The 20,107-nt window shown below is 62.5% G+C and carries 16 protein-coding genes; 13 read left to right on the top strand and 3 right to left on the bottom strand.

All coding sequences use genetic code 11. The annotated features are described in order from the left end of the window. Positions 1-151 precede the first annotated feature (151 nt). The 5 genes from ACP16H_RS18510 to rplA all read left to right on the top strand — a co-directional run bounded on the left by ACP16H_RS18510 (position 152) and on the right by rplA (position 3,864). Complete coding sequence (locus ACP16H_RS18510) at positions 152-919, top strand: hypothetical protein (protein ID WP_425073738.1); 768 nt, start codon at positions 152-154, stop codon at positions 917-919. Further along, positions 916-1,194: a hypothetical protein gene (locus ACP16H_RS18505; protein WP_425073737.1), complete on the top strand. Its 279-nt coding sequence runs from the start codon at positions 916-918 to the stop codon at positions 1,192-1,194. Before ACP16H_RS18510 ends, ACP16H_RS18505 begins: the two co-directional genes overlap by 4 nt. A gap of 115 nt (positions 1,195-1,309) precedes the next feature. Next, positions 1,310-2,464, top strand: coding sequence for a winged helix-turn-helix domain-containing protein (locus ACP16H_RS18500; protein ID WP_425073736.1), 1,155 nt, complete (start codon positions 1,310-1,312; stop codon positions 2,462-2,464). A gap of 243 nt (positions 2,465-2,707) precedes the next feature. Further along, complete coding sequence (gene rplK, locus ACP16H_RS18495; RefSeq protein ID WP_425073735.1) at positions 2,708-3,160, top strand: 50S ribosomal protein L11; 453 nt, start codon at positions 2,708-2,710, stop codon at positions 3,158-3,160. 5 nt (positions 3,161-3,165) lie between these two features. Continuing rightward, positions 3,166-3,864, top strand: a complete 699-nt coding sequence (gene rplA / locus ACP16H_RS18490) for a 50S ribosomal protein L1 (protein ID WP_425073734.1) — start codon at positions 3,166-3,168, stop codon at positions 3,862-3,864. Positions 3,865-4,160: 296 nt separating this feature from the next. On the opposite strand, the gene ACP16H_RS18485 is transcribed toward rplA, so the two are convergent. Together ACP16H_RS18485 and ACP16H_RS18480 are read right to left on the bottom strand one after the other, a co-directional pair. Next, positions 4,161-4,382 (bottom strand): hypothetical protein, encoded by a 222-nt coding sequence (locus tag ACP16H_RS18485; RefSeq protein ID WP_425073733.1) that lies wholly within the window; start codon positions 4,380-4,382, stop codon positions 4,161-4,163. Positions 4,383-4,600: 218 nt separating this feature from the next. Continuing rightward, the gene (locus tag ACP16H_RS18480; RefSeq protein WP_425073732.1) at positions 4,601-5,368 is read right to left on the bottom strand and encodes a hypothetical protein; all 768 of its coding nucleotides are present in this window, start codon (positions 5,366-5,368) and stop codon (positions 4,601-4,603) included. A gap of 508 nt (positions 5,369-5,876) precedes the next feature. On the opposite strand from ACP16H_RS18480, the gene ACP16H_RS18475 reads away from it, so the two are divergent. The 8 genes from ACP16H_RS18475 (at position 5,877) to ACP16H_RS18440 (ending at position 19,287) form a co-directional block, all read left to right on the top strand. After that, positions 5,877-6,680 carry a hypothetical protein gene (locus tag ACP16H_RS18475; RefSeq protein ID WP_425073731.1) on the top strand — a complete coding sequence of 268 codons (804 nt, stop codon included), beginning with the start codon at positions 5,877-5,879 and terminating at the stop codon, positions 6,678-6,680. Between the two features lie 3 nt (positions 6,681-6,683). Further along, positions 6,684-7,001 (top strand): hypothetical protein, encoded by a 318-nt coding sequence (locus ACP16H_RS18470; RefSeq protein WP_425073730.1) that lies wholly within the window; start codon positions 6,684-6,686, stop codon positions 6,999-7,001. Between the two features lie 77 nt (positions 7,002-7,078). Continuing rightward, a complete protein-coding gene (locus ACP16H_RS18465; RefSeq protein WP_425073729.1) occupies positions 7,079-7,927 on the top strand; it encodes a DUF4105 domain-containing protein in 849 nt (282 codons plus the stop codon). Between the two features lie 294 nt (positions 7,928-8,221). Next, positions 8,222-8,734 (top strand): 50S ribosomal protein L10, encoded by a 513-nt coding sequence (rplJ, locus tag ACP16H_RS18460; protein ID WP_425073728.1) that lies wholly within the window; start codon positions 8,222-8,224, stop codon positions 8,732-8,734. Positions 8,735-8,806: 72 nt separating this feature from the next. Beyond that, a complete protein-coding gene (rplL, locus tag ACP16H_RS18455; protein ID WP_425073727.1) occupies positions 8,807-9,184 on the top strand; it encodes a 50S ribosomal protein L7/L12 in 378 nt (125 codons plus the stop codon). Positions 9,185-9,752: 568 nt separating this feature from the next. Then, on the top strand, positions 9,753-13,886 hold the full coding sequence (gene rpoB, locus ACP16H_RS18450) for a DNA-directed RNA polymerase subunit beta (protein ID WP_425073726.1): 4,134 nt from the start codon (positions 9,753-9,755) through the stop codon (positions 13,884-13,886). A gap of 95 nt (positions 13,887-13,981) precedes the next feature. Continuing rightward, positions 13,982-18,229: a DNA-directed RNA polymerase subunit beta' gene (gene rpoC, locus ACP16H_RS18445; protein WP_425073725.1), complete on the top strand. Its 4,248-nt coding sequence runs from the start codon at positions 13,982-13,984 to the stop codon at positions 18,227-18,229. 134 nt (positions 18,230-18,363) lie between these two features. Beyond that, positions 18,364-19,287 carry a DMT family transporter gene (locus ACP16H_RS18440; protein ID WP_425073724.1) on the top strand — a complete coding sequence of 308 codons (924 nt, stop codon included), beginning with the start codon at positions 18,364-18,366 and terminating at the stop codon, positions 19,285-19,287. Here the strand turns inward: ACP16H_RS18440 and ACP16H_RS18435 are convergent. Beyond that, positions 19,257-20,063: a putative rhamnosyl transferase gene (locus ACP16H_RS18435; RefSeq protein ID WP_425073723.1), complete on the bottom strand. Its 807-nt coding sequence runs from the start codon at positions 20,061-20,063 to the stop codon at positions 19,257-19,259. The two genes, ACP16H_RS18440 and ACP16H_RS18435, sit on opposite strands and share 31 nt — an antisense overlap. Positions 20,064-20,107: the final 44 nt, after the last annotated feature.

The raw sequence follows: 20,107 nt of genomic DNA, 5'->3' as shown, positions 1-20,107 counted from the left end.
CGGAAAGTCCTTGTGGTTGAGGGAGGTGAGTCTTTCGGGTCACGTCCGTTAACGAAAGTTAACGGCGTGAGGATCGGGGGCTACACCGGTCGCGTGATCTGTGTGAACGCTGCGGAAACAAAAACGATACGAAAAACGCAGGCGATATCACATGATCAAGACGTTTTCCCTCGCGGGTGCGGTTGCACTCTCGCTGGTCACGACGATGGCTGTGGCACAGGATGGGCGCTTTGCCGCGTCCTTTGGTGGCCCCAGCGCAATGGCATCCCCGGATGGTCTGGCGACCATCGCGGCGACCTACGCGGACCCCCGTGGCGGCATCAAGGGCAGCGATGCGGACGGCGAAATCGGTGTCACCTACTCGTTCGGCAGCGCCGTGCGCAACGTGTCGGTCACTGTCGGTGCCAGCATCACCGGCACGACGAAGCCCTTTGGCGATGCGGGCAGCTTTACCCTGAACGCCAGCCGCCTGGTGCACGTCAGCGAGAAGTCCCTGACCTTCGTGGGTGCTTCGGCATCGGGTCTGGGGTCGTGGGGGCCGAACGCGGCAAGCCGCGCGGATCGCAAGGCGCAGGTTGCCGTCACCAACACCGGCGTCATCGGCGCGGGAGAGATCCCCTACATCGCGTCCATCGGCTATGGTCAGGATGTCGTCTGGGACTCCAAGACGACGACCGCGACGACCGGCCAGCTGAAGGACGGCGCGAGCTATGCCTTTGGTCTGGGTGTCATCCCCAACGTGAGCCTTGGCATCAGCGGTACGGAGACGCAGACGAACGCGGGCGTGGTCGTCGGGCTGCCCTTCGCGCCGGGCGTGAGCATCGCTGCCGGGGTCTATGACGTCGGTGGCCGCGTGCATCGCGAGCAGAAATCCATCACCATCGGGTACGGTATCGACACGAAAGGGCTGTTCAAATGAGCCTCCGCAAAATTCTGGCCGTGACTGCGGCTGTTGTCAGCCTGTCGGCAGGCGCCACCTTTGCCGGACCGCCGACGACGGTTGGCGGCGGGAGTGTCATGCCTGCTACGAACATGGTGACGGTTTCGATCACCGTTATTCATTTCGCGGGGACCAGCCGCGAGTTTAGCCGTCAGATTCAGGTTCAGATGCCCGCAGCCGTCGCGCAGCGGTTCGGCAACATTGTAACCAATCTTCCTTCGTACAACCGGAATTTGCTGATCAGTCTGAACTGACGCTGGTGGCCGAAAGGCTGTTGGTCTGAAATCGGGGGCGCGTCACCACGGGATGGCGCGCCTTTTTCGTGTCAGCCGTTGCAAGCTGTCTGGCGTTGGCGCAAGCATGGCCACCATGACGCGCGCACCTCTCAGGATTTCGAACGCCGATGCACGGCGGCTGTGGCTGGCATCGCATGGGCTGGGCGCGCCGCCGGTGGGGGGCGACCCCATGGGGATCATTCGCGACCTCGGGTTCGTGCAGTTGGACACCATACAGGTCGTCAGTCGCGCGCATCACCATATCCTCTGGAGCCGTTGCCAGTCCTACCGGGAACCCGTGCTGGACAAGCTTCTGCGCGGGCGGCAGGTGTTCGAGCATTTCACGCATGATGCCTCGGTCCTGCCGATGGACATGCTGCCGCTGTGGCAAAGGCAGTTCGACCGGATGAAGCAGAAGGTCGGCGGGTCGTGGTACGTGGGCATCGCGTCCGATGCGCTGACGGAAGAGATCCTCGGACGCATCCGCGACGAGGGGCCGCTGTGTACGCGGGACTTTGACACGGTGCGCGAGACGGACGCCATGTGGCACCGCCCACCGCACAAGAAGGCGCTGGATTACCTGTGGTACGCGGGCGTGCTTGCGACCTGTCACCGTGACGGCGTGGTGAAGTATTACGATCTGGCGGAGCGGGTGTTTCCCGAGGTCGAGGGCTTGTCGGACGCCGCGCAGGTGGACGGGTTGTGCCGGGAGGCGCTGGACCGGCTGGGGTTCGGCACCTTGGGCGAGGTGCGCAAGTTCTGGGACGCGGCGGATGTGCCCGAGGTGGCGGCGTGGGCCGAGCGGGCGGATCTGGTCCCCGTGAGCATCCAAGGCGCGGACGGACGCTGGACCAAGGGTGTCGCTTGCCCGGACATCGAGGCGCGGCTGGCCGAGGTTCCCGCGCCGACGGGGCGCTTGCGGGTGCTCAACCCGTTTGATCCCGCGATCCGCGACCGGGTACGGCTGAAACGGCTGTTCGGCTTTGACTACACGGTCGAGATGTTCGTGCCAGAGGCGCAGCGGGTGTGGGGGTACTACGTGTATCCGCTGCTGGAGGGCGACCGTTTCGTCGGGCGGGTGGAGGCCAAGGGGGACCGCAAGGCCGGTGTCCTGCGGGTGGAAAATCTGTGGTGGGAGCCGGGCGTCCGGCAGTCCACGGCGCGGGTGGCGCGGCTGGAGGCCGAGCTGGGGCGGCTGTGTCGGCTGGCGGTGCTGGAGCGGGTGGAGTGGCTTTGTCCTGCGGTCTGAGCGGGTGGCGGAAACCTTGACGGTTTCCGGAGCGAAGTCTTTAAAAGACTTCGTTTGGCGCGCGTGGGGATGTGGCTTGCCAAAGGAGCGATGCTGGTCTAGAGGGGCGCTTCATGCCGTTCCGGGGCGACTCGGGTGCGGCGTGTTCATCGTGGGAGGCGCGGCGGTCGCGACCGTCAACCCTGACCACGCCACACAGTTCTCTGCGACGCGTCGCAGGGAGATGGAACAGGAGATTAGCCGATGGCAAAGAAGCTCGCCGGCAAGATGAAGCTGCAGATCCCTGCAGGCAAAGCCAACCCCTCCCCGCCCGTTGGTCCGGCGCTGGGTCAGCGCGGCATCAACATCATGGAATTCTGCAAGGCGTTCAACGCCAAGACGCAGGAAATGGAGCCCGGCGCGCCGTGCCCGACCGTGATCACCTACTATCAGGACAAGTCCTTCACCATGGACATCAAGACGCCGCCCGCGTCTTATTACCTGAAGAAGGCCGCTGGTCTGAAGCCGGTCGGCAAGCGTAACCGCCCCAAGGGTGCCGTGAAGCCGGGCCGCGAAGTGATCGCGACCGTGACCGTGGCCCAGGTGCGTGAAATCGCCGAAGCCAAGATGAAGGACCTGTCCGCCAACGACGTCGAGGCAGCAATGCAGATCATCCTGGGCTCCGCCCGGTCGATGGGCATCGAGGTGAAGGGCTAATTATCATGGCAAAGATTGGTAAGCGTACCCGCGCCGCGCGCGAGGCCTTCGAAGGCAAGGAAAACCTGTCGGTCGAAGAAGCTGTCTCCCTGATCAAGGCAAACGCAAACGCGAAGTTCGACGAGACCGTCGAGATCGCGATGAACCTGGGTGTCGACCCGCGTCACGCCGACCAGATGGTCCGCGGCGTTGTCGGCCTGCCGAACGGCACCGGCAAGACCGTGCGCGTGGCCGTGTTCGCCCGTGGCGCCAAGGCTGACGAAGCCAAGGAAGCCGGTGCGGAGATCGTCGGTGCAGAAGACCTGATGGAAACCATCCAGGGCGGCACCATCGAGTTCGACCGTTGCATCGCGACCCCGGACATGATGCCGATCGTCGGCCGTCTGGGCAAGGTGCTGGGCCCGCGCAACCTGATGCCGAACCCGAAGGTCGGCACCGTGACCATGGACGTCGCTCAGGCGGTCAAGGACGCGAAGGGTGGCCAGGTTCAGTTCAAGGCCGAGAAGGCCGGTGTCGTGCACGCAGGTGTTGGCAAGGTGTCCTTTGACCAGGACAAGCTGGTCGAGAACATCAAGGCGTTCGTGAATGCCGTTTCCGCGGCCAAGCCGTCGGGTGCCAAGGGCGCATACATGAAGAAGATCTCGCTGTCTTCCTCGATGGGCCCGGGCGTTTCCGTGTCGGTGGACGATGCGAACGCACGCTGAGACGCGGACGTTCCGAAATAGTGAAGAGGCGGCCCTTGGGTCGCCTCTTTTCGTTTGCGGGAGTGGATTTCGTTAATGATTGCCCTGGGTCTGTTCAGACTTATTAACAATCCGTTGGCAATTGTTTTATCAGCATGGTCATAAATCTTAATAAATCGTGGTGTTGAATTCGGCGCGCCGATGCCTTGGGGCGTCTTGAAATTGGCCGACGTCCAAAAGAAAACGCCCCGGTGGAACCGAGGCGTCTCGTAGGTTTGGTGTGGTCAGGAGCCCAATGCCCGCTGAGCGATCCGGGCTTAGCGGCGATAGCCTGCGGCCACGCGGCGGGCGTAGGAGCCCTTGGCGTAAGAGGCATGGTGCTTGACGTGGCCGAGCTTTTTTCCCTTGCCGTTGTCGTGGTTATGCTGGTGCATCTGATGCCCCGGAGGGGTGGTCGGGGTGGAGGAACCGCCAGCGAATGCAGCGCCGCCAGCGAGGGCGATTACGGAAAAGCTGAGTGCAAGTGCTTTGAGGGACATGTGACGTCTCCATTAAAGATTGAACTTTTTGATCGAACTCTGGAGTAATATTTGACAGGTCCCGAGGCTCAATCAGTGTGTCTGGAATGTAGCCGAAATGCGGCGAGAATTCGTCACAAAAACTAATAAATGGTTAATCCTCGATTGAGTGCGCAAGATTGAATGCGCGCAGAGGCTGGGCGCACTGCGGGGCTTTGTCGGCGGCTGCCGGAAGCTGTTCAGAATGCTCGGGAAATGCTTATGGCGAACTGGCGGCGGTCGACATTGTCGGTGACGTCATAGACACCGGCCGAGATGCCCCAGTCGGGCAGGAAGGGCAGGGAGGCGTTCGCTCCGATGTTCAGCTGGTTGCGTGTACCGGAGAGGCTGGCCGAGAGATTCGGTGTCAGGCCCACGCCGATGCCGTAGAACCATCCCTCCTCGACGTTGATTCCCCAGTCATCATAGGTGGACTGGTCACCGTATCCGACGGTGATCTGCATCGGGATCTCGGCGCGCGGCCCGGACAGCGAAAACAGGTGTGAGACGTAGATGGAGTAGGCCTCGGGGTCGATCCTGGCGTCGCCCCAGGCGGCCAGATTGCTGGCCGTGGCTCCGATGAAGGTCAGCGTGTCATCGGTCACGTACAGCGCGCGGGACAGGTCGATCGCCAGGGCCCCACTGTCGCCGAACGTGTTGGTCAGGCTGGTTATGGCGGCGCTGAAGGTCAGGCTGATATTGTCGATCGGGTTGCCGACGGTATAGCCCACCACGATGTCGCCATCGAGTTTGTCCTTGGTGGAGGCGTTGCTGGGCACGTCGCGACGTGGGTAGACAAGCGTCAGGCCGATGAACCCGGACCCGCCAGCCCCCGCGATCGCGCTGGGAGCGCCGAAAGTAGAGGGGAAGGCGAGGGCCGACTCCTCTTGTGCCTGCGCCGAGGTCACGAAAAGGCAGGCGGCCGTGATGCCGGTCAGGATGGACTGGACGCGGATCATTCGGCTCATTGCGCGGCTCCTTGCTGCGGGTCTTGGGCGCATTGTTAGCACGGGTTGCATCGGCGTCCCGTGGTCTGACAATTTTTGCGCCCATCTGTGGCTACGGCACAACGCAGGGTGGAGGCGTGCCCGATGGCCCCGCGTGTCGCGGCAACAGGACGGTGGAAAGGTTAAAAATCGCTGAATGGAATTGCGCAGGGGCGGGTTGACCGGGGCGGGTGAGTCGAATGGGGGAGGGCGAGACCCCTTGGTTGGAAGTCGCGGGCGGCCTGCTTGGGCGGCAGGCGCTTGGGAGGATTTCCGTATTCCCCTTGAGCCCAGTTGGGCTTAACCGAATTTTAGCAGAAAAGTGATGTGAAAGGGCAACAATGTGGCGCCGCACTTTTGATTGTCCAAATCTGAGTTTGCAGCAAAAATTGTTGAAATGTACATCTAAGGGCGAATATTTCGGAAAAACCGACCTGGCGCCCCGGACCTCTTGGTTGGTGCGGCGTAGGCTGAGGGGAAGATAAAACACATGAAGAAGCATCTGAAGAATTCCATCGCGGCGGTGGCGATGCTGGCAGGTGGCGCAACTGCTGCACTGGCGGATCAGACCTATACCCTCGATCCGATGGCCGTTTCGACCCAGAGCGCCGGTGGCGGTCTGTTCGCAACCCAGTTCGGCGCACCTTCGGCGATCATCGCTCCGAAGAACACCGGTTTCGTGGCCGCCCAGCTGGTCGATCCGCGCGGCGGCATCAAGGGCAGCGACAAGGATGGCGACATCTCCTTTGGCTACACGCTGGGCAACCCGGTCAGCGGCGTGGGTGTCATGCTGGGCATGGACATCACCTCGGTCAAGGCGGACAAGGATTTTGGTGACTCCGGCTCCTTCAGCCTGACGCTGAGCCGTATGCTGCACGCTGGCCCGAACTCGGTGACCTTTGGTGCGATCACCGGTTCCGGTCTGGGTGGCTGGGGTTCGCAGAAGAACAACGAGCGCGCATCGGCCTACGTGACCCAGATGCGTTTCTACGACATGGGCGGCAAGACCCTGCCGGTCATGTGGACCCTTGGCTACGGCCAGGACGCCAAGTACGTCGGTAACGGCACCTCGACCAAGGAAGACGGGTTCTTCTGGGCGTTCGGCGTCGGCGCGACCGATTTCATGAGCGTGTCGATGTCGGGCACCGAGAACCAGGCGAACTTTGGCCTTGGCTTCCGTATCCCGGGCGTCGACGGTCTGAGCATGTCGCTGGGTCAGTACGACATCACCAACAACACCAACCGTACGCAGACCGCCCTGTCGGTGGCGTACTCCATGAAGTTCGGGAAGTAAGCCATGCGCATGATCAAATCCTTCGCCGCTGCCGCGGCTCTCTCGCTCGCCCTGGGGTCCGCTGCTGTTGCGGGTCCGGAAGCAACCGTCACGCTGGTCACCGCACCGTCGGTGTCCATTGCGCCGGTGATCGTCGTGGTTCCGGCGGCCGGATCGAGCATCACGGTCAACGGCACCACGGTCAACGTCAACAACCTGCCGCCGCAGGTGCGTGGCATCGTGAACTCGATCCAGGCGCGTCTGGCCGGTGGTGGCAACATCAATTCGACACAGACCGTTTCGCCGGCCGTGCTGGCGTTTCTGACGGCATACTTCGTCTGAGCCGAACGGTTCGGAATTAGGCGGCGCGTCCCGGTCGGGGCGCGCCGTTTTTCTTTGTGCGGTAGAGGAGGGGGCGGATGAAGCGTTTCCTGATGTGGGTCGTGGGCCTGTTCGTGGTGGTCGCGGGCGGCTTGTGGGTGAACTGGCAGCTTGCGATTCCCTCGCACGAGCGTAACTGGCGCGCCGATCACAGCAGGGTGCCGAAGGTGGCAGAGGTGGACGGGCTGTGGACGGTCGAGGATGTCCGCAACTGGGACTACGCCGAGGACGGCACCATCGCGCGCGAGGCCTGGGAGACGGTGCAGATCGTGCCCGCCCAGCTTGAGCAGGCCTATTTCATCGTCGAGCCTTTCGCCTCCAACGCCGCGATTGCGCATACGATGATGTCCTTCCGCTTCGAGGACGGCAGTGCCTATGTCGCCTCGGTCGAGGCGCGGCGCGAGGAGGGGGAGGTCTACAACGCCCCGAAGGCCGCCGTGCTGCCGATCTTTGAATACCTCTTTGTCTGGACGACCGAGCGCGACATGTTCGGGAACTCCGAGTTCTGGGCGGATGACCGGCTGTATATGTACCCGCTGGCGATCCCGCTGGAGCAGCAGCGGGCGGTGCTGGAGGCAATGCTGCGCGAAACCGCCGAAGTGCAAGCCGAGCCGCGCTGGTACAACACGCTGTTTTCCAACTGCACCAACGTGCTGGCGCGGACGGTTAACAGGCTGAGCCCGGGCGCGGTGCCGATGAGCAAGGCCTGGGTGCTGACGGGCTATGCGGATGATTTCCTGTTCGAGAACGGGATGATCGTGGACAAGGGCGGATTCGCGGCGACGCAGGAGAAGGCGTTCATTTCGCCGCTGATCCGCGAGCTGTACGAAGAGCAGGACCCGGCGGCGTTTTCGACCGCGCTGCGCGCGGCGATGGACGCGCGGTAATCCGCGCTGCCGTGCAGAAAACCCCTTCACATCTGTGCTGAAGATGGTAGATGACGGCCTTGCAACGGCCCGCGCGATTCGTGTGGGCCTGTGCATTTCGTCCGAGACGGCGGGTTGGAAGCGTTCCGCGGAACACATCCAATAATTCCTGCCCGAGACGGGAAGAGACATTCTTTGCCCTGTCGCAATCGCGCGGGACACAGTGTGCGTCGACCCTTCTTCGGACTTTGTGGCGGGAGCAATCCCGTCGACTGAGAGCCGGAGGGTCCGCCCTCCAACAACTGGAGTGAAACTGTGGATAGAGCCCAGAAAGAGAAATTGGTCGAGGAACTCGGCCAGATCTTCGAAAGCTCTGGCGTCGTGGTGGTTGCCCGCTACGAGGGTCTCACGGTTGCAGAGATGACCGACCTGCGTAACCGCGCCCGTGGTGCGGAAGCAACGGTTCGTGTCGCCAAGAACAAGCTGGCCAAGATTGCCGTGAAAGGGACCCCTGCTGAAGGGATCACCGAGTACCTGGACGGCATGACGGTGCTCACCTTCTCCGAAGACCCGGTCGCAGCGGCCAAGGTCGTCGAAGACTTCGCCAAGGACAACAAGAAGATTGTCATCCTCGGCGGCGCAATGGGTGGCACCACGCTGGACCGTGCCGGTGTCGAGGCCGTGTCGAAAATGCCGTCGCGCGAGGAGCTCATTGCTTCGATCGTCGGCTGCATCGGCGCACCCGCTTCGAACATCGCTGGTGCGATCGGCGCGCCTGCTTCGAACATCGCTTCCATCCTCACCACGATCGAGGAAAAGGCGGCGTAAGCAACCTGAATGCCCGCGTAGGGATCGTCCCGCGCGCTGGAAACACACATCTATATCGGAAAGAGTCTCAAAATGGCAGATCTCAAAGCACTGGCCGAACAAATCGTTGGCCTGACCCTCCTGGAAGCACAGGAACTGAAGACCATCCTCAAGGATGAGTACGGCATCGAGCCCGCAGCCGGCGGCGCAGTCATGATGGCCGGCCCGGCAGCAGCAGCAGCTGAAGCCGAAGAAGAAAAGACCGAGTTCGACGTGATCCTCAAGTCCGCAGGCGACAAGAAGATCAACGTGATCAAGGAAGTCCGCGCCATCACCGGCCTGGGCCTGAAAGAAGCCAAGGAACTGGTGGAAGCCGGTGGCAAGGCTGTCAAGGAAGGCTGCTCGAAGGACGAAGCAGAAACGATCAAGAAGCAGCTGGAAGAAGCTGGCGCCGAGATCGAGCTCAAGTAATTTCGGTTCATCCGGATTTACGGACAGGCGCTCCTTTGGGGCGCCTGTTTGCTTTTGTGCATGTCTGACTGCGCGATCAGGTCAATGTCGTCCCTCGCGGGATAACCTTGTTTGGGCCGGACTCCTTGACGGCAGGGTCGAGTTTTGGCATTCTCTCTCGAACGAATGGAGCGCAAATCCCGAGACACGGGGGTTGCGCACGTGCGCTTTACCGAATATTCGGAAGTCTCCTGCGGGTTCGAGCGATTCGAACCCGTTGTGCGTCTGTTCCGGAACATGAGGTGGCACCCAAAAGATTGAAACTCCTGAAAATGCCCCCATATCCGGTCCTCAACCCCGGAAATCGGCAATGGTTCCATCCGTCAGGCGCATGGCCTGAGCGTGGCGCACCCGTCTTGGCAAGCCCCTGTGAAGGGGTTTCCCAAGGCCGGTCAACCGGATCGAGTGGCACGCGGTGGGACGCGCGCCGAGAATGGATCCCAGACCATCCGTCACTGACGTGAATGTCCGCTGTGCCCCCGGCAGCGTGTGCATTCGGGCAGAGAAAAATCGAAAGGGTGCTCCCCTCATGGCGCAAAGTTTCCTCGGTCAGAAACGCCTCCGCCGCTATTACGGCAAAATCCGCGAAGTGCTTGAGATGCCGAACCTCATCGAGGTTCAGAAGTCCAGCTACGAGCTGTTCCTCAAGTCCGGCGACCAGAAGAAGCCGCTGGACGGCGAAGGCATCAAGGGCGTCTTCCAGTCCGTCTTCCCGATCAAGGATTTCAACGAGACTGCGGTTCTCGAATTCGTCGACTACGAGCTGGAAAAGCCGAAGTACGACGTCGAGGAATGCATGCAGCGCGACATGACCTACAGCGCGCCGCTGAAGGTGACGCTGCGTCTGATCGTGTTCGATGTGGACGAGGACACCGGTGCCAAGTCCGTGAAGGACATCAAGGAACAGGACGTCTTCATGGGCGACATGCCCCTGATGACCCCGAACGGCACGTTCATCGTGAACGGCACCGAGCGCGTCATCGTTTCCCAGATGCACCGTTCGCCGGGCGTGTTCTTTGACCACGACAAGGGCAAGACGCACAGCTCGGGCAAGCTGCTGTTCGCCTGCCGCATCATTCCGTACCGCGGGTCCTGGCTGGATTTCGAATTCGACGCCAAGGACATCGTGTTCGCGCGTATCGACCGTCGCCGCAAACTGCCGGTGACGACGCTGCTGTATGCCCTGGGCCTGGACCAGGAAGCGATCTGCGACGCTTATTACGACACGGTGGACTTCGAGTACCGCCGCGGCGAAGGCTGGGCGACGAAGTTCTTCCCGGAGCGCGTGCGCGGCACCCGCCCGACCTTTGACCTTGTCGACGCAGACACCGGCGAGATCATCGCCGAGGCCACCAAGAAGGTGACCCCGCGCGCGGTGAAGAAGCTGATCGACGAAGGCAAGGTGAAGCAGTTGCTGGTGCCCTTCGAGCACATCGTCGGCAAGTACGTCGCCAAGGACATCATCAACGAGGAAACCGGCGCGATCTACGTCGAGGCCGGTGACGAGCTGACCTGGACCGTGGACAAGGACGGCGAAGTGTCGGGCGGTTCCCTGAAGGAACTGCTGGACGCGGGCATCACCGAGATCCCGGTTCTGGACATCGACAACATCAACGTCGGCCCGTACATCCGCAACACCATGGAAGCGGACAAGAACATGGGGCGCGACACCGCGCTTCTGGACATCTACCGCGTCATGCGTCCGGGCGAGCCGCCGACCGTCGAAGCCGCGTCGAACCTGTTCGACACGCTGTTCTTTGACAGCGAGCGTTATGACCTGTCCGCCGTGGGCCGCGTGAAGATGAACATGCGTCTTGCGCTCGACAAGCCGGACACCCAGCGCACGCTGGACCGCGACGACATCGTGGCCTGCATCAAGGCGCTGGTGGACCTGCGCGACGGCAAGGGCGACATCGACGACATCGACCACCTCGGCAACCGTCGTGTGCGCTCGGTCGGCGAACTGATGGAAAACCAGTACCGCGTCGGCCTGCTCCGCATGGAGCGCGCGATCAAGGAGCGTATGTCCTCGGTCGAGATCGACACGGTGATGCCGCAGGACCTCATCAACGCCAAGCCGGCAGCGGCTGCGGTGCGCGAGTTCTTTGGCTCTTCGCAGCTGTCGCAGTTCATGGACCAGACCAACCCGCTGTCCGAAGTGACGCACAAGCGTCGTCTTTCGGCGCTTGGACCGGGCGGTCTGACCCGCGAGCGCGCGGGCTTCGAAGTCCGCGACGTTCACCCGACCCACTATGGCCGGATGTGCCCGATTGAAACGCCGGAAGGTCCGAACATCGGTCTTATCAACTCGCTGGCGACCTTTGCCCGCGTGAACAAATATGGCTTCATCGAGACCCCCTACCGTGTCGTGAAGGACGGTCAGGTCACCGACGAAGTGCACTACATGTCCGCGACCGAGGAAATGCGTCACACCGTGGCGCAGGCGAATGCCTCGCTGGATGAAAACGGCAAGTTCACCAACGAGCTGGTCTCGACCCGCAAGTCCGGTGACTACACGCTGGCGCCGTCGGAAACCGTCGACCTCATCGACGTGTCGCCGAAGCAGTTGGTGTCGGTCGCGGCCTCGCTGATCCCGTTCCTGGAAAACGACGACGCGAACCGCGCCCTGATGGGGTCGAACATGCAACGTCAGGCCGTTCCGACCCTGCGCGCCGAGGCGCCGCTGGTGGGTACGGGCATCGAGGAAGTGGTCGCACGCGACTCCGGCGCGGCCGTCATGGCCAAGCGTGCCGGCATCATCGACCAGGTGGACGCGCAGCGTATCGTTATCCGCGCGACCGAAGACCTGGAGCTGGGTGACGCGGGCGTCGACATCTACCGGATGCGCAAGTTCCAGCGGTCCAACCAGAACACCTGTATCAACCAGAAGCCTCTGGTGAAGGTGGGTGACACGGTCCGCAAGGGCGAGGTCATCGCGGATGGTCCGTCGACCGACATGGGGGAACTGGCGCTCGGCAAGAACGTCATCGTGGCCTTCATGCCGTGGAACGGCTACAACTACGAGGACTCCATCCTGATCTCCGAGCGGATCGCCAAGGATGACGTGTTCACCTCTGTCCACATCGAAGAATTCGAAGTGGCGGCGCGCGACACGAAGCTTGGACCGGAAGAGATCACCCGCGACATCCCGAACGTCGGTGAGGAAGCGCTGCGCAACCTCGACGAGGCTGGCATCGTCTACATCGGTGCGGACGTGGAGCCGGGCGATATCCTCGTCGGCAAGATCACCCCGAAGGGCGAAAGCCCGATGACTCCGGAAGAGAAGCTGCTGCGCGCCATCTTTGGCGAGAAGGCATCTGACGTGCGCGACACCTCGCTGCGCGTGAAGCCGGGCGATTACGGGACTGTCGTCGAAGTGCGCGTCTTCAACCGCCACGGCGTCGAAAAGGACGAACGTGCGCTGCAGATCGAGCGTGAAGAGATCGAAGCCCTCGCCCGCGACCGGGACGACGAGCTGGCGATCCTCGACCGCAACATCTACGCGCGTCTCAAGGGCATGATCCTCGGCAAGGTCGCGGTGAAGGGTCCGAAGGGCGTGAAGGCGAACTCGGAGATCGACGAGGAGCTGCTGTCGACGCTGACCCGTGGTCAGTGGTGGCAGCTGGCGCTCGCCGAAGAAGAGGGTGCCAAGCACGTCGAGGCGCTGCACGAGCAGTACGAGATCCAGAAGCGTGCGCTGGACGCCCGTTTCGAGGACAAGGTCGAGAAGGTCCGTCGCGGCGACGACCTGCCCCCGGGTGTGATGAAGATGGTCAAGGTCTTCATCGCGGTGAAGCGCAAGCTTCAGCCGGGCGACAAGATGGCAGGCCGTCACGGCAACAAGGGCGTGGTTTCGCGCGTGGTGCCGCAGGAGGACATGCCGTTTCTCGCCGATGGGACGCCGGTCGACTTCTGTCTGAACCCGCTGGGCGTGCCGTCGCGCATGAACGTCGGTCAGATCCTCGAAACCCACATGGGCTGGGCCGCACGCGCGCTGGGTATCCAAGTGGACGAGGCGCTGCAGGAGTACAAGCGTTCGGGCGACCTGACGCCGGTGCGTGACGCGCTGAAGATCGTCTACGGCGACGAGGTCTACAACGAGGGCTTTGCCGACGCGGAAGAGGACGAGCTGATCGAGATGGCGGGCAACGTGACACGCGGTGTCCCGATCGCGACGCCGGTCTTCGACGGTGCCAAGGAAGCAGACGTGAATGACGCGCTGATGCGTGCCGGTTTCGACACGAGCGGTCAGTCCCGCCTGTTCGACGGCCGCACCGGCGAAGAGTTCTCGCGTCAGGTGACAGTGGGTGTGAAGTACCTGCTGAAACTGCACCACCTGGTTGACGACAAGATCCACGCCCGTTCGACTGGACCGTACTCGCTCGTCACGCAGCAGCCGCTGGGTGGTAAGGCGCAGTTCGGTGGCCAGCGCTTCGGGGAGATGGAGGTCTGGGCTCTGGAAGCATACGGCGCAGCCTACACGCTGCAGGAGATGCTCACCGTCAAGTCGGACGACGTGGCGGGCCGGACCAAGGTTTACGAGTCGATCGTCAAGGGCGAGGACAACTTCGAAGCCGGCGTGCCGGAATCGTTCAACGTTCTCGTCAAGGAAGTGCGCGGCCTCGGCCTCAACATGGAACTCCTGGACGCGGAGGAGGAGTGATCCGCAAAGCCTTCGACGAAGGCTTTGCGCACACCAAGGTCTTTCGTCGAAAGACCTTGGCCTCCCCCGCTTCCCTCTGAATTTGTGAGGAACACATGAACCAGGAACTGACCAACAACCCGTTCAACCCGCTGACCCCGCCCAAGGTCTTTGACGAGATCAAGGTGTCGCTGGCGTCGCCGGAACGGATCCTCTCGTGGTCCTTCGGTGAGATCAAGAAGCCGGAAACCATCAACTACCGCACGTTCAAGCCCGAGCGTGACGGCCTGTTCTGCGCGCGTATCTTTGGCCCGATCAAGGATTACGAATGCCTCTGCGGCAAGTACAAGCGCATGAAGTATCGCGGCGTCGTCTGCGAAAAGTGCGGTGTCGAAGTCACGCTGCAGAAGGTCCGCCGCGAGCGCATGGGCCACATCGAACTGGCCGCGCCCTGCGCGCATATCTGGTTCCTCAAGTCGCTGCCCTCGCGCATCGGCCTGATGCTGGACATGACGCTGCGTGATCTCGAGCGCGTGCTGTACTTTGAAAACTACGTGGTGATCGAGCCCGGCCTGACCGACCTGACCTATGGTCAGATGCTGACCGAGGAGGAATTCCTCGACGCGCAGGACCAGTACGGCATGGACGCCTTCACGGCGAACATCGGTGCAGAAGCCATCCGCGAGATGCTGGCCGCCATCGACCTCGAGTCCGAGGCCGAGAACCTGCGCGCCGACCTCAAGGAAGCGACCGGCGAACTGAAGCCGAAGAAGATCATCAAGCGTCTGAAGGTCGTGGAATCCTTCCTGGAATCCGGCAACCGTCCGGAGTGGATGGTCCTGACCGTGATCCCGGTCATTCCGCCGGAACTGCGTCCGCTGGTGCCGCTGGACGGTGGCCGCTTTGCGACCTCCGACCTGAACGACCTGTACCGCCGCGTCATCAACCGGAACAACCGTCTGAAGCGCCTGATCGAACTGCGCGCGCCGGACATCATCGTCCGCAACGAAAAGCGGATGCTGCAGGAATCCGTGGACGCGCTGTTCGACAACGGTCGTCGTGGCCGCGTCATCACCGGCGCCAACAAGCGTCCGCTGAAGTCGCTCTCCGACATGCTGAAGGGCAAGCAGGGTCGCTTCCGTCAGAACCTTCTGGGCAAGCGCGTCGACTTCTCCGGTCGTTCGGTCATCGTGACCGGCCCGGAACTGAAGCTGCACCAGTGCGGCCTGCCGAAGAAGATGGCGCTCGAGCTGTTCAAGCCCTTCATCTACTCGCGTCTGGAGGCCAAGGGCCTGTCCAGCACCGTGAAGCAGGCGAAGAAGCTGGTGGAGAAAGAGCGTCCGGAGGTCTGGGACATCCTCGACGAGGTGATCCGCGAGCACCCGGTTCTGCTGAACCGCGCGCCGACGCTGCACCGTCTGGGCATTCAGGCGTTCGAACCCACGCTGATCGAAGGCAAGGCAATCCAGCTGCACCCGCTCGTGTGCTCGGCGTTCAACGCCGACTTTGACGGTGACCAGATGGCCGTTCACGTTCCGCTGTCGCTTGAAGCGCAGCTGGAAGCGCGCGTCCTGATGATGTCGACGAACAACGTTCTGTCCCCGGCAAACGGCTCGCCGATCATCGTTCCGTCGCAGGACATGATCCTTGGCCTCTACTATGTCTCGATTGCCCGCGAAGGCATGAAGGGCGAAGGCATGGTCTTTGCCTCGCCGGAGGAAGTGGAACACGCGCTGACCGCTGGCGAAGTGCACCTGCACGCCAACGTGAAGTGCCGCGTCAAGCAGATCGACGAAGAGGGCAACGAAGTCTGGCAGCGGTTCGACACCACGCCCGGCCGTGTCCGTCTGGGTGGCCTGCTGCCGCTGAACGCAAAGGCACCGTTCGAACTGGTGAACCGTCTCCTGCGCAAGGGCGACGTGCAGACCGTCATCGACACCGTCTACCGTTACTGCGGTCAGAAGGAATCGGTGATCTTCTGTGACCAGATCATGCGCATGGGCTTTGTCGAAGCGTTCAAGGCGGGCATTTCGTTCGGCAAGGACGACATGGTCATCCCCGACAACAAGTGGGATCTGGTCGAGGAAACCCGCGATCAGGTGAAGGACTTTGAACAGCAGTACATGGACGGCCTGATTACCCAGGGCGAAAAGTACAACAAGGTCGTGGACGCCTGGTCGAAGTGTAACGACAAGGTCACCGAGGCGATGATGAACACCATCTCCGCCAAGCGGTACGACGAGAATGGCGCCGAACTGGAACCGAACTCGGTTTACATGATGGCCCACTCGAAGGCCCGTGGCTCTGTCACGCAGATGAAGCAGCTGGGCGCGATGCGCGGCCTGATGGCGAAGCCGAACGGCGACATCATCGAAACGCCGATCATCTCGAACTTCAAGGAAGGTCTGACCGTTCTTGAATACTTCAACTCGACGCACGGCGCCCGCAAGGGTCTGTCCGATACCGCTCTGAAGACGGCGAACTCGGGTTACCTGACCCGTCGTCTGGTGGACGTGGCGCAGGACTGCATCATCCGTCTGGATGACTGCGGCACCGACATGGCGATCACGGCTGTTGCGGCTGTGAACGACGGCGAAGTCGTATCCTCGCTGGGCGAGCGCATCCTGGGCCGTACCGCGGCCGAGGACCTGGTTCATCCTGTGTCGGGCGAAATCATGGTCCGCCATGGCGAGCTGATCGACGAGCGCATGGCCGACATGGTCGAGGACTCGGGCCTGCAGCAGGCGCGCATCCGCTCGCCGCTGACCTGTGAAGCCGAGGAAGGCGTCTGCGCCACCTGCTACGGTCGTGACCTTGCACGTGGTACGAAGGTGAACACCGGCGAAGCCGTGGGCATCATCGCGGCGCAGTCGATCGGTGAACCGGGCACGCAGCTGACCATGCGGACCTTCCACATGGGCGGTGTTGCACAGGGTTCGTCGCGTTCGTTCCTCGAAGCCTCGCAGAACGGCAAGATCCAGTTCGTGAACCCGTCGACGCTGACCAACGCCAACGGCGAATTGATCGTCATGAACCGCAATATGCAGGTCATGATCGTCAACGAGCAGGGCGAGGAAATCGCGTCGCACAAGGTGGGCTACGGCTCCAAGCTGTTCGTGACCGACGGTCAGGACATCAAGCGCGGCGAGAAGCTGTTCGAGTGGGACCCCTACACCCTGCCGATCATCGCCGAGAAGGACGGTGTGGCAAAGCACGTCGACCTCGTGAACGGCCTTGCCGTGCGCGAAGAGACGGACGATGCCACCGGCATGACCCAGAAGATCGTGGTCGACTGGCGCGCGGCCCCCAAGGGCAACGAGCTGAAGCCGGAAATCATCCTCGTGGATACCGATGGCCAGCCGGTGCGCAACGATGCGGGCAACCCGATCACCTACCCGATGTCCGTGGACGCCATTCTTTCGTGTGAAGATGGTCAGGACGTGAAGGCCGGTGACGTCGTGGCACGTATCCCGCGCGAAGGTGCAAAGACGAAGGACATCACCGGTGGTCTGCCGCGTGTGGCCGAACTCTTTGAAGCGCGTCGTCCGAAGGATCACGCGATCATCGCGGAAATCGACGGCTACGTCCGCTTCGGGAAGGACTACAAGAACAAGCGCCGCATCACCATCGAGCCGGTCGACGAGTCGATGGAGCCGCGCGAGTACATGATCCCGAAGGGCAAGCACATCCCGGTGGTCGAAGGCGACTTCGTCCAGAAGGGTGACTATATCATGGACGGCAACCCGGCGCCGCACGACATCCTCTCGATCATGGGGATCGAGGCGCTGGCGAACTACATGATTGACGAAGTGCAGGACGTCTACCGACTGCAGGGCGTGAAGATCAACGACAAGCACGTCGAGGTCATCGTTCGCCAGATGCTGCAGAAGTGGGAGATCCTCGACAGCGGCGACACCACGCTGCTGAAGGGCGAGCACGTCGACAAGATGGAGTTCGACGAAGCCAACGCGAAGGCCGAGAAGAAGGGTGGCCGCCCCGCCAAGGGCGAACCGATCCTTCTGGGCATCACCAAGGCGTCGCTGCAGACGCGGTCGTTCATCTCGGCGGCCTCGTTCCAGGAGACGACCCGCGTGCTGACCGAGGCGTCCGTGCAGGGCAAGAAGGACACGCTGATCGGTCTCAAGGAGAACGTCATCGTGGGCCGTCTGATCCCGGCGGGCACCGGCGGCGCGACCATGAAGGTCCGCAAGATCGCCACCGACCGCGACAACGTCGTGATCGAGGCACGCCGCGAGGAGGCCGAGGCCGCCGCTGCTCTGGCCGCACCGTCCATGATGGACGATGTGGTCGGTGGCGACGACTACGACACGCTCGTGGTGGATACTCCGGAGAGCCGCGAATAATTCGCACGCTCTGAGCAAAGACAGAGGCCCTTCCCGGTGACGGGGAGGGCCTTTTTCATGTCCGGTGGGCGGGAGCGGCAATACGTGTCGCTAACATGCAATTGTGCCGGGGCAGGACATGTTAGGCGCGGGGCATGAGCGCGATTTCCGATCCCCTGTCACCGGCCCCCGGCATGTCCGACAACATGCGCGGCGTCATCCTCATGGTCCTGTGCATGGCCGCCTTCACGCTGGGCGACACCTGCGCGAAGATGCTGAGCGGGTCGATCCCGATTTCGCAATACATGCTGTTGCGAGGCGTTCTGGCATCGACCCTGATCGGCATCTGGGCGTGGAAGGCGGGGGCGTTCCGGCGCATGTCGCGGCGCGACACCGGCCTGGTGGTGCTGCGCGGCGTGGGCGAGGCGATGGGCGCGGTGTTCTTCTTCATCGCGCTGTTCAACATGCCTTTTGCCAACGTCTCCGCCCTGATCCAGATGATGCCTTTGACGATCACGCTGGGCTCGGCGCTGGTGTTCCGCGAGCCGGTTGGCTGGCGGCGTTGGACGGCGATTGCCGCCGGTTTCGTCGGGATGCTGATGATCGTCCGACCGGGAACCGAGGGGTTCAACACCTTCTCGCTGTCGGCCCTGGCCAGCGTGTTCTGGCTGACGGTCCGCGATCTGGTGACACGCAAGTTCTCGCCCGAGGTGCCGTCGCTGCTGGCGACGTTCGTCACGTCGCTGGTGGTCGTTGCCACGGCGGCGATCTGGTCGCCGTTTCAGGACTGGCAGCCCATGGGATTACGCGAAGGCGCCTTGGTCGTCGCGGCGGCGGGCTTCATCATTGGCGGCTATATCTTTGGCGTCATGGTGATGCGCGTGGGCGATGTCGGGTTCGTCTCGCCGTTCCGCTATACCAGCCTCGTACTGGCTCTGCTGATCGGCTGGGCGGTGTTCGATGAATGGCCGATGGTCTGGTCGCTGATGGGCGCGGCGCTGATCGTGGCGACCGGGCTGTTCACCCTGTGGCGCGAGACCCGTGGTCGTCAGGTCCGGGCAAAGACCCTGCGGACCTGATCGGCGTCGATGTTGAAGAGGCGTTTGATTTCCGCCTCTTCCCCGGCCTCCAGACGGGGCAGGGCGGCGGGTTTGACGTGCTTCTTCTGCCGTGAATCGTTGAAGTCGTTGTGACCGCGCAGGTACATGATTTCATCGGTAAAGGTCAGGCAGGGCATATACTGCGGCAGCTTCTGGTGGCCGAAGTTCATGATGGTCTGCCGGGTGCCGGGTTGGACGTACATCGCCTGAGCCACGCCCCAGAAGGGGGTGACCTGCACCTCGCCACAGAAGCCTTCGGCGTCGGGGCGGGCGACGTAGCCGCGATTCCAGTCGAACCCGACGAAGCGGTGCCGGTCGAGAAGCGGTTTCACATCCCGGGCGGTCTGTTTCAGCGTCTCGACGAAGGTCAGGGCAATGGCGTCATCGTCATCGTGACGGAATTGCAGGCAGGGCATCGCCATGTCGCGGGCCTGATTGAGCGTCTGCTGACAGACCTTGCGATGCGGGCCGGGGGCCTTGGCAACGATGCGGGCCTGCGGCACGTCGGCGGTGAGGTCGATCAGGCGGCTGGCCCAAGGCTCGGGCAGGCTGTCGCCGGTGAGGATGAGGAAGGTGAAATCGGGATCGGTCTGCGCCGCGATGGAGGGCAGGCAGATCGTTTCGAAATGCCGAAAGCGTTCGTCGAGGCGCTCGGGCGCGTAGAGGTAGGACAGGCGGTCGGCGAGGGTCGGATGCTCGACCTGAAAGCCGCCCTCGGCGGGGTAGGAAAAACGGCAAAAGCCGATGGTCTGCATGGGGGCCTCGGGTTTTCCAATCAGAGTGGCAGGCGGCTGCGTGC

Origin of the sequence: Sagittula sp. S175, assembly GCF_049800975.1 — a bacterium.
Lineage (GTDB): Bacteria > Pseudomonadota > Alphaproteobacteria > Rhodobacterales > Rhodobacteraceae > Sagittula.
Note: the sequence above shows the minus strand (reverse complement) of the source record. Positions and strands in the feature narration are given on the sequence as shown.

What these genes read in the sequence shown, in the direction of transcription:
- ACP16H_RS18510 (WP_425073738.1), top strand. Translation starts at nt 152, where the DNA reads ATGATCAAGACGTTTTCCCTCGCGGGTGCGGTTGCACTCTCGCTGGTC.
- ACP16H_RS18505 (WP_425073737.1), top strand. Translation starts at nt 916, where the DNA reads ATGAGCCTCCGCAAAATTCTGGCCGTGACTGCGGCTGTTGTCAGCCTG.
- ACP16H_RS18500 (WP_425073736.1), top strand. Translation starts at nt 1,310, where the DNA reads ATGACGCGCGCACCTCTCAGGATTTCGAACGCCGATGCACGGCGGCTG.
- rplK (WP_425073735.1), top strand. Translation starts at nt 2,708, where the DNA reads ATGGCAAAGAAGCTCGCCGGCAAGATGAAGCTGCAGATCCCTGCAGGC.
- rplA (WP_425073734.1), top strand. Translation starts at nt 3,166, where the DNA reads ATGGCAAAGATTGGTAAGCGTACCCGCGCCGCGCGCGAGGCCTTCGAA.
- ACP16H_RS18485 (WP_425073733.1), bottom strand. Translation starts at nt 4,382, where the DNA reads ATGTCCCTCAAAGCACTTGCACTCAGCTTTTCCGTAATCGCCCTCGCT.
- ACP16H_RS18480 (WP_425073732.1), bottom strand. Translation starts at nt 5,368, where the DNA reads ATGAGCCGAATGATCCGCGTCCAGTCCATCCTGACCGGCATCACGGCC.
- ACP16H_RS18475 (WP_425073731.1), top strand. Translation starts at nt 5,877, where the DNA reads ATGAAGAAGCATCTGAAGAATTCCATCGCGGCGGTGGCGATGCTGGCA.
- ACP16H_RS18470 (WP_425073730.1), top strand. Translation starts at nt 6,684, where the DNA reads ATGCGCATGATCAAATCCTTCGCCGCTGCCGCGGCTCTCTCGCTCGCC.
- ACP16H_RS18465 (WP_425073729.1), top strand. Translation starts at nt 7,079, where the DNA reads ATGAAGCGTTTCCTGATGTGGGTCGTGGGCCTGTTCGTGGTGGTCGCG.
- rplL (WP_425073727.1), top strand. Translation starts at nt 8,807, where the DNA reads ATGGCAGATCTCAAAGCACTGGCCGAACAAATCGTTGGCCTGACCCTC.
- rpoB (WP_425073726.1), top strand. Translation starts at nt 9,753, where the DNA reads ATGGCGCAAAGTTTCCTCGGTCAGAAACGCCTCCGCCGCTATTACGGC.
- rpoC (WP_425073725.1), top strand. Translation starts at nt 13,982, where the DNA reads ATGAACCAGGAACTGACCAACAACCCGTTCAACCCGCTGACCCCGCCC.
- ACP16H_RS18440 (WP_425073724.1), top strand. Translation starts at nt 18,364, where the DNA reads ATGAGCGCGATTTCCGATCCCCTGTCACCGGCCCCCGGCATGTCCGAC.
- ACP16H_RS18435 (WP_425073723.1), bottom strand. Translation starts at nt 20,063, where the DNA reads ATGCAGACCATCGGCTTTTGCCGTTTTTCCTACCCCGCCGAGGGCGGC.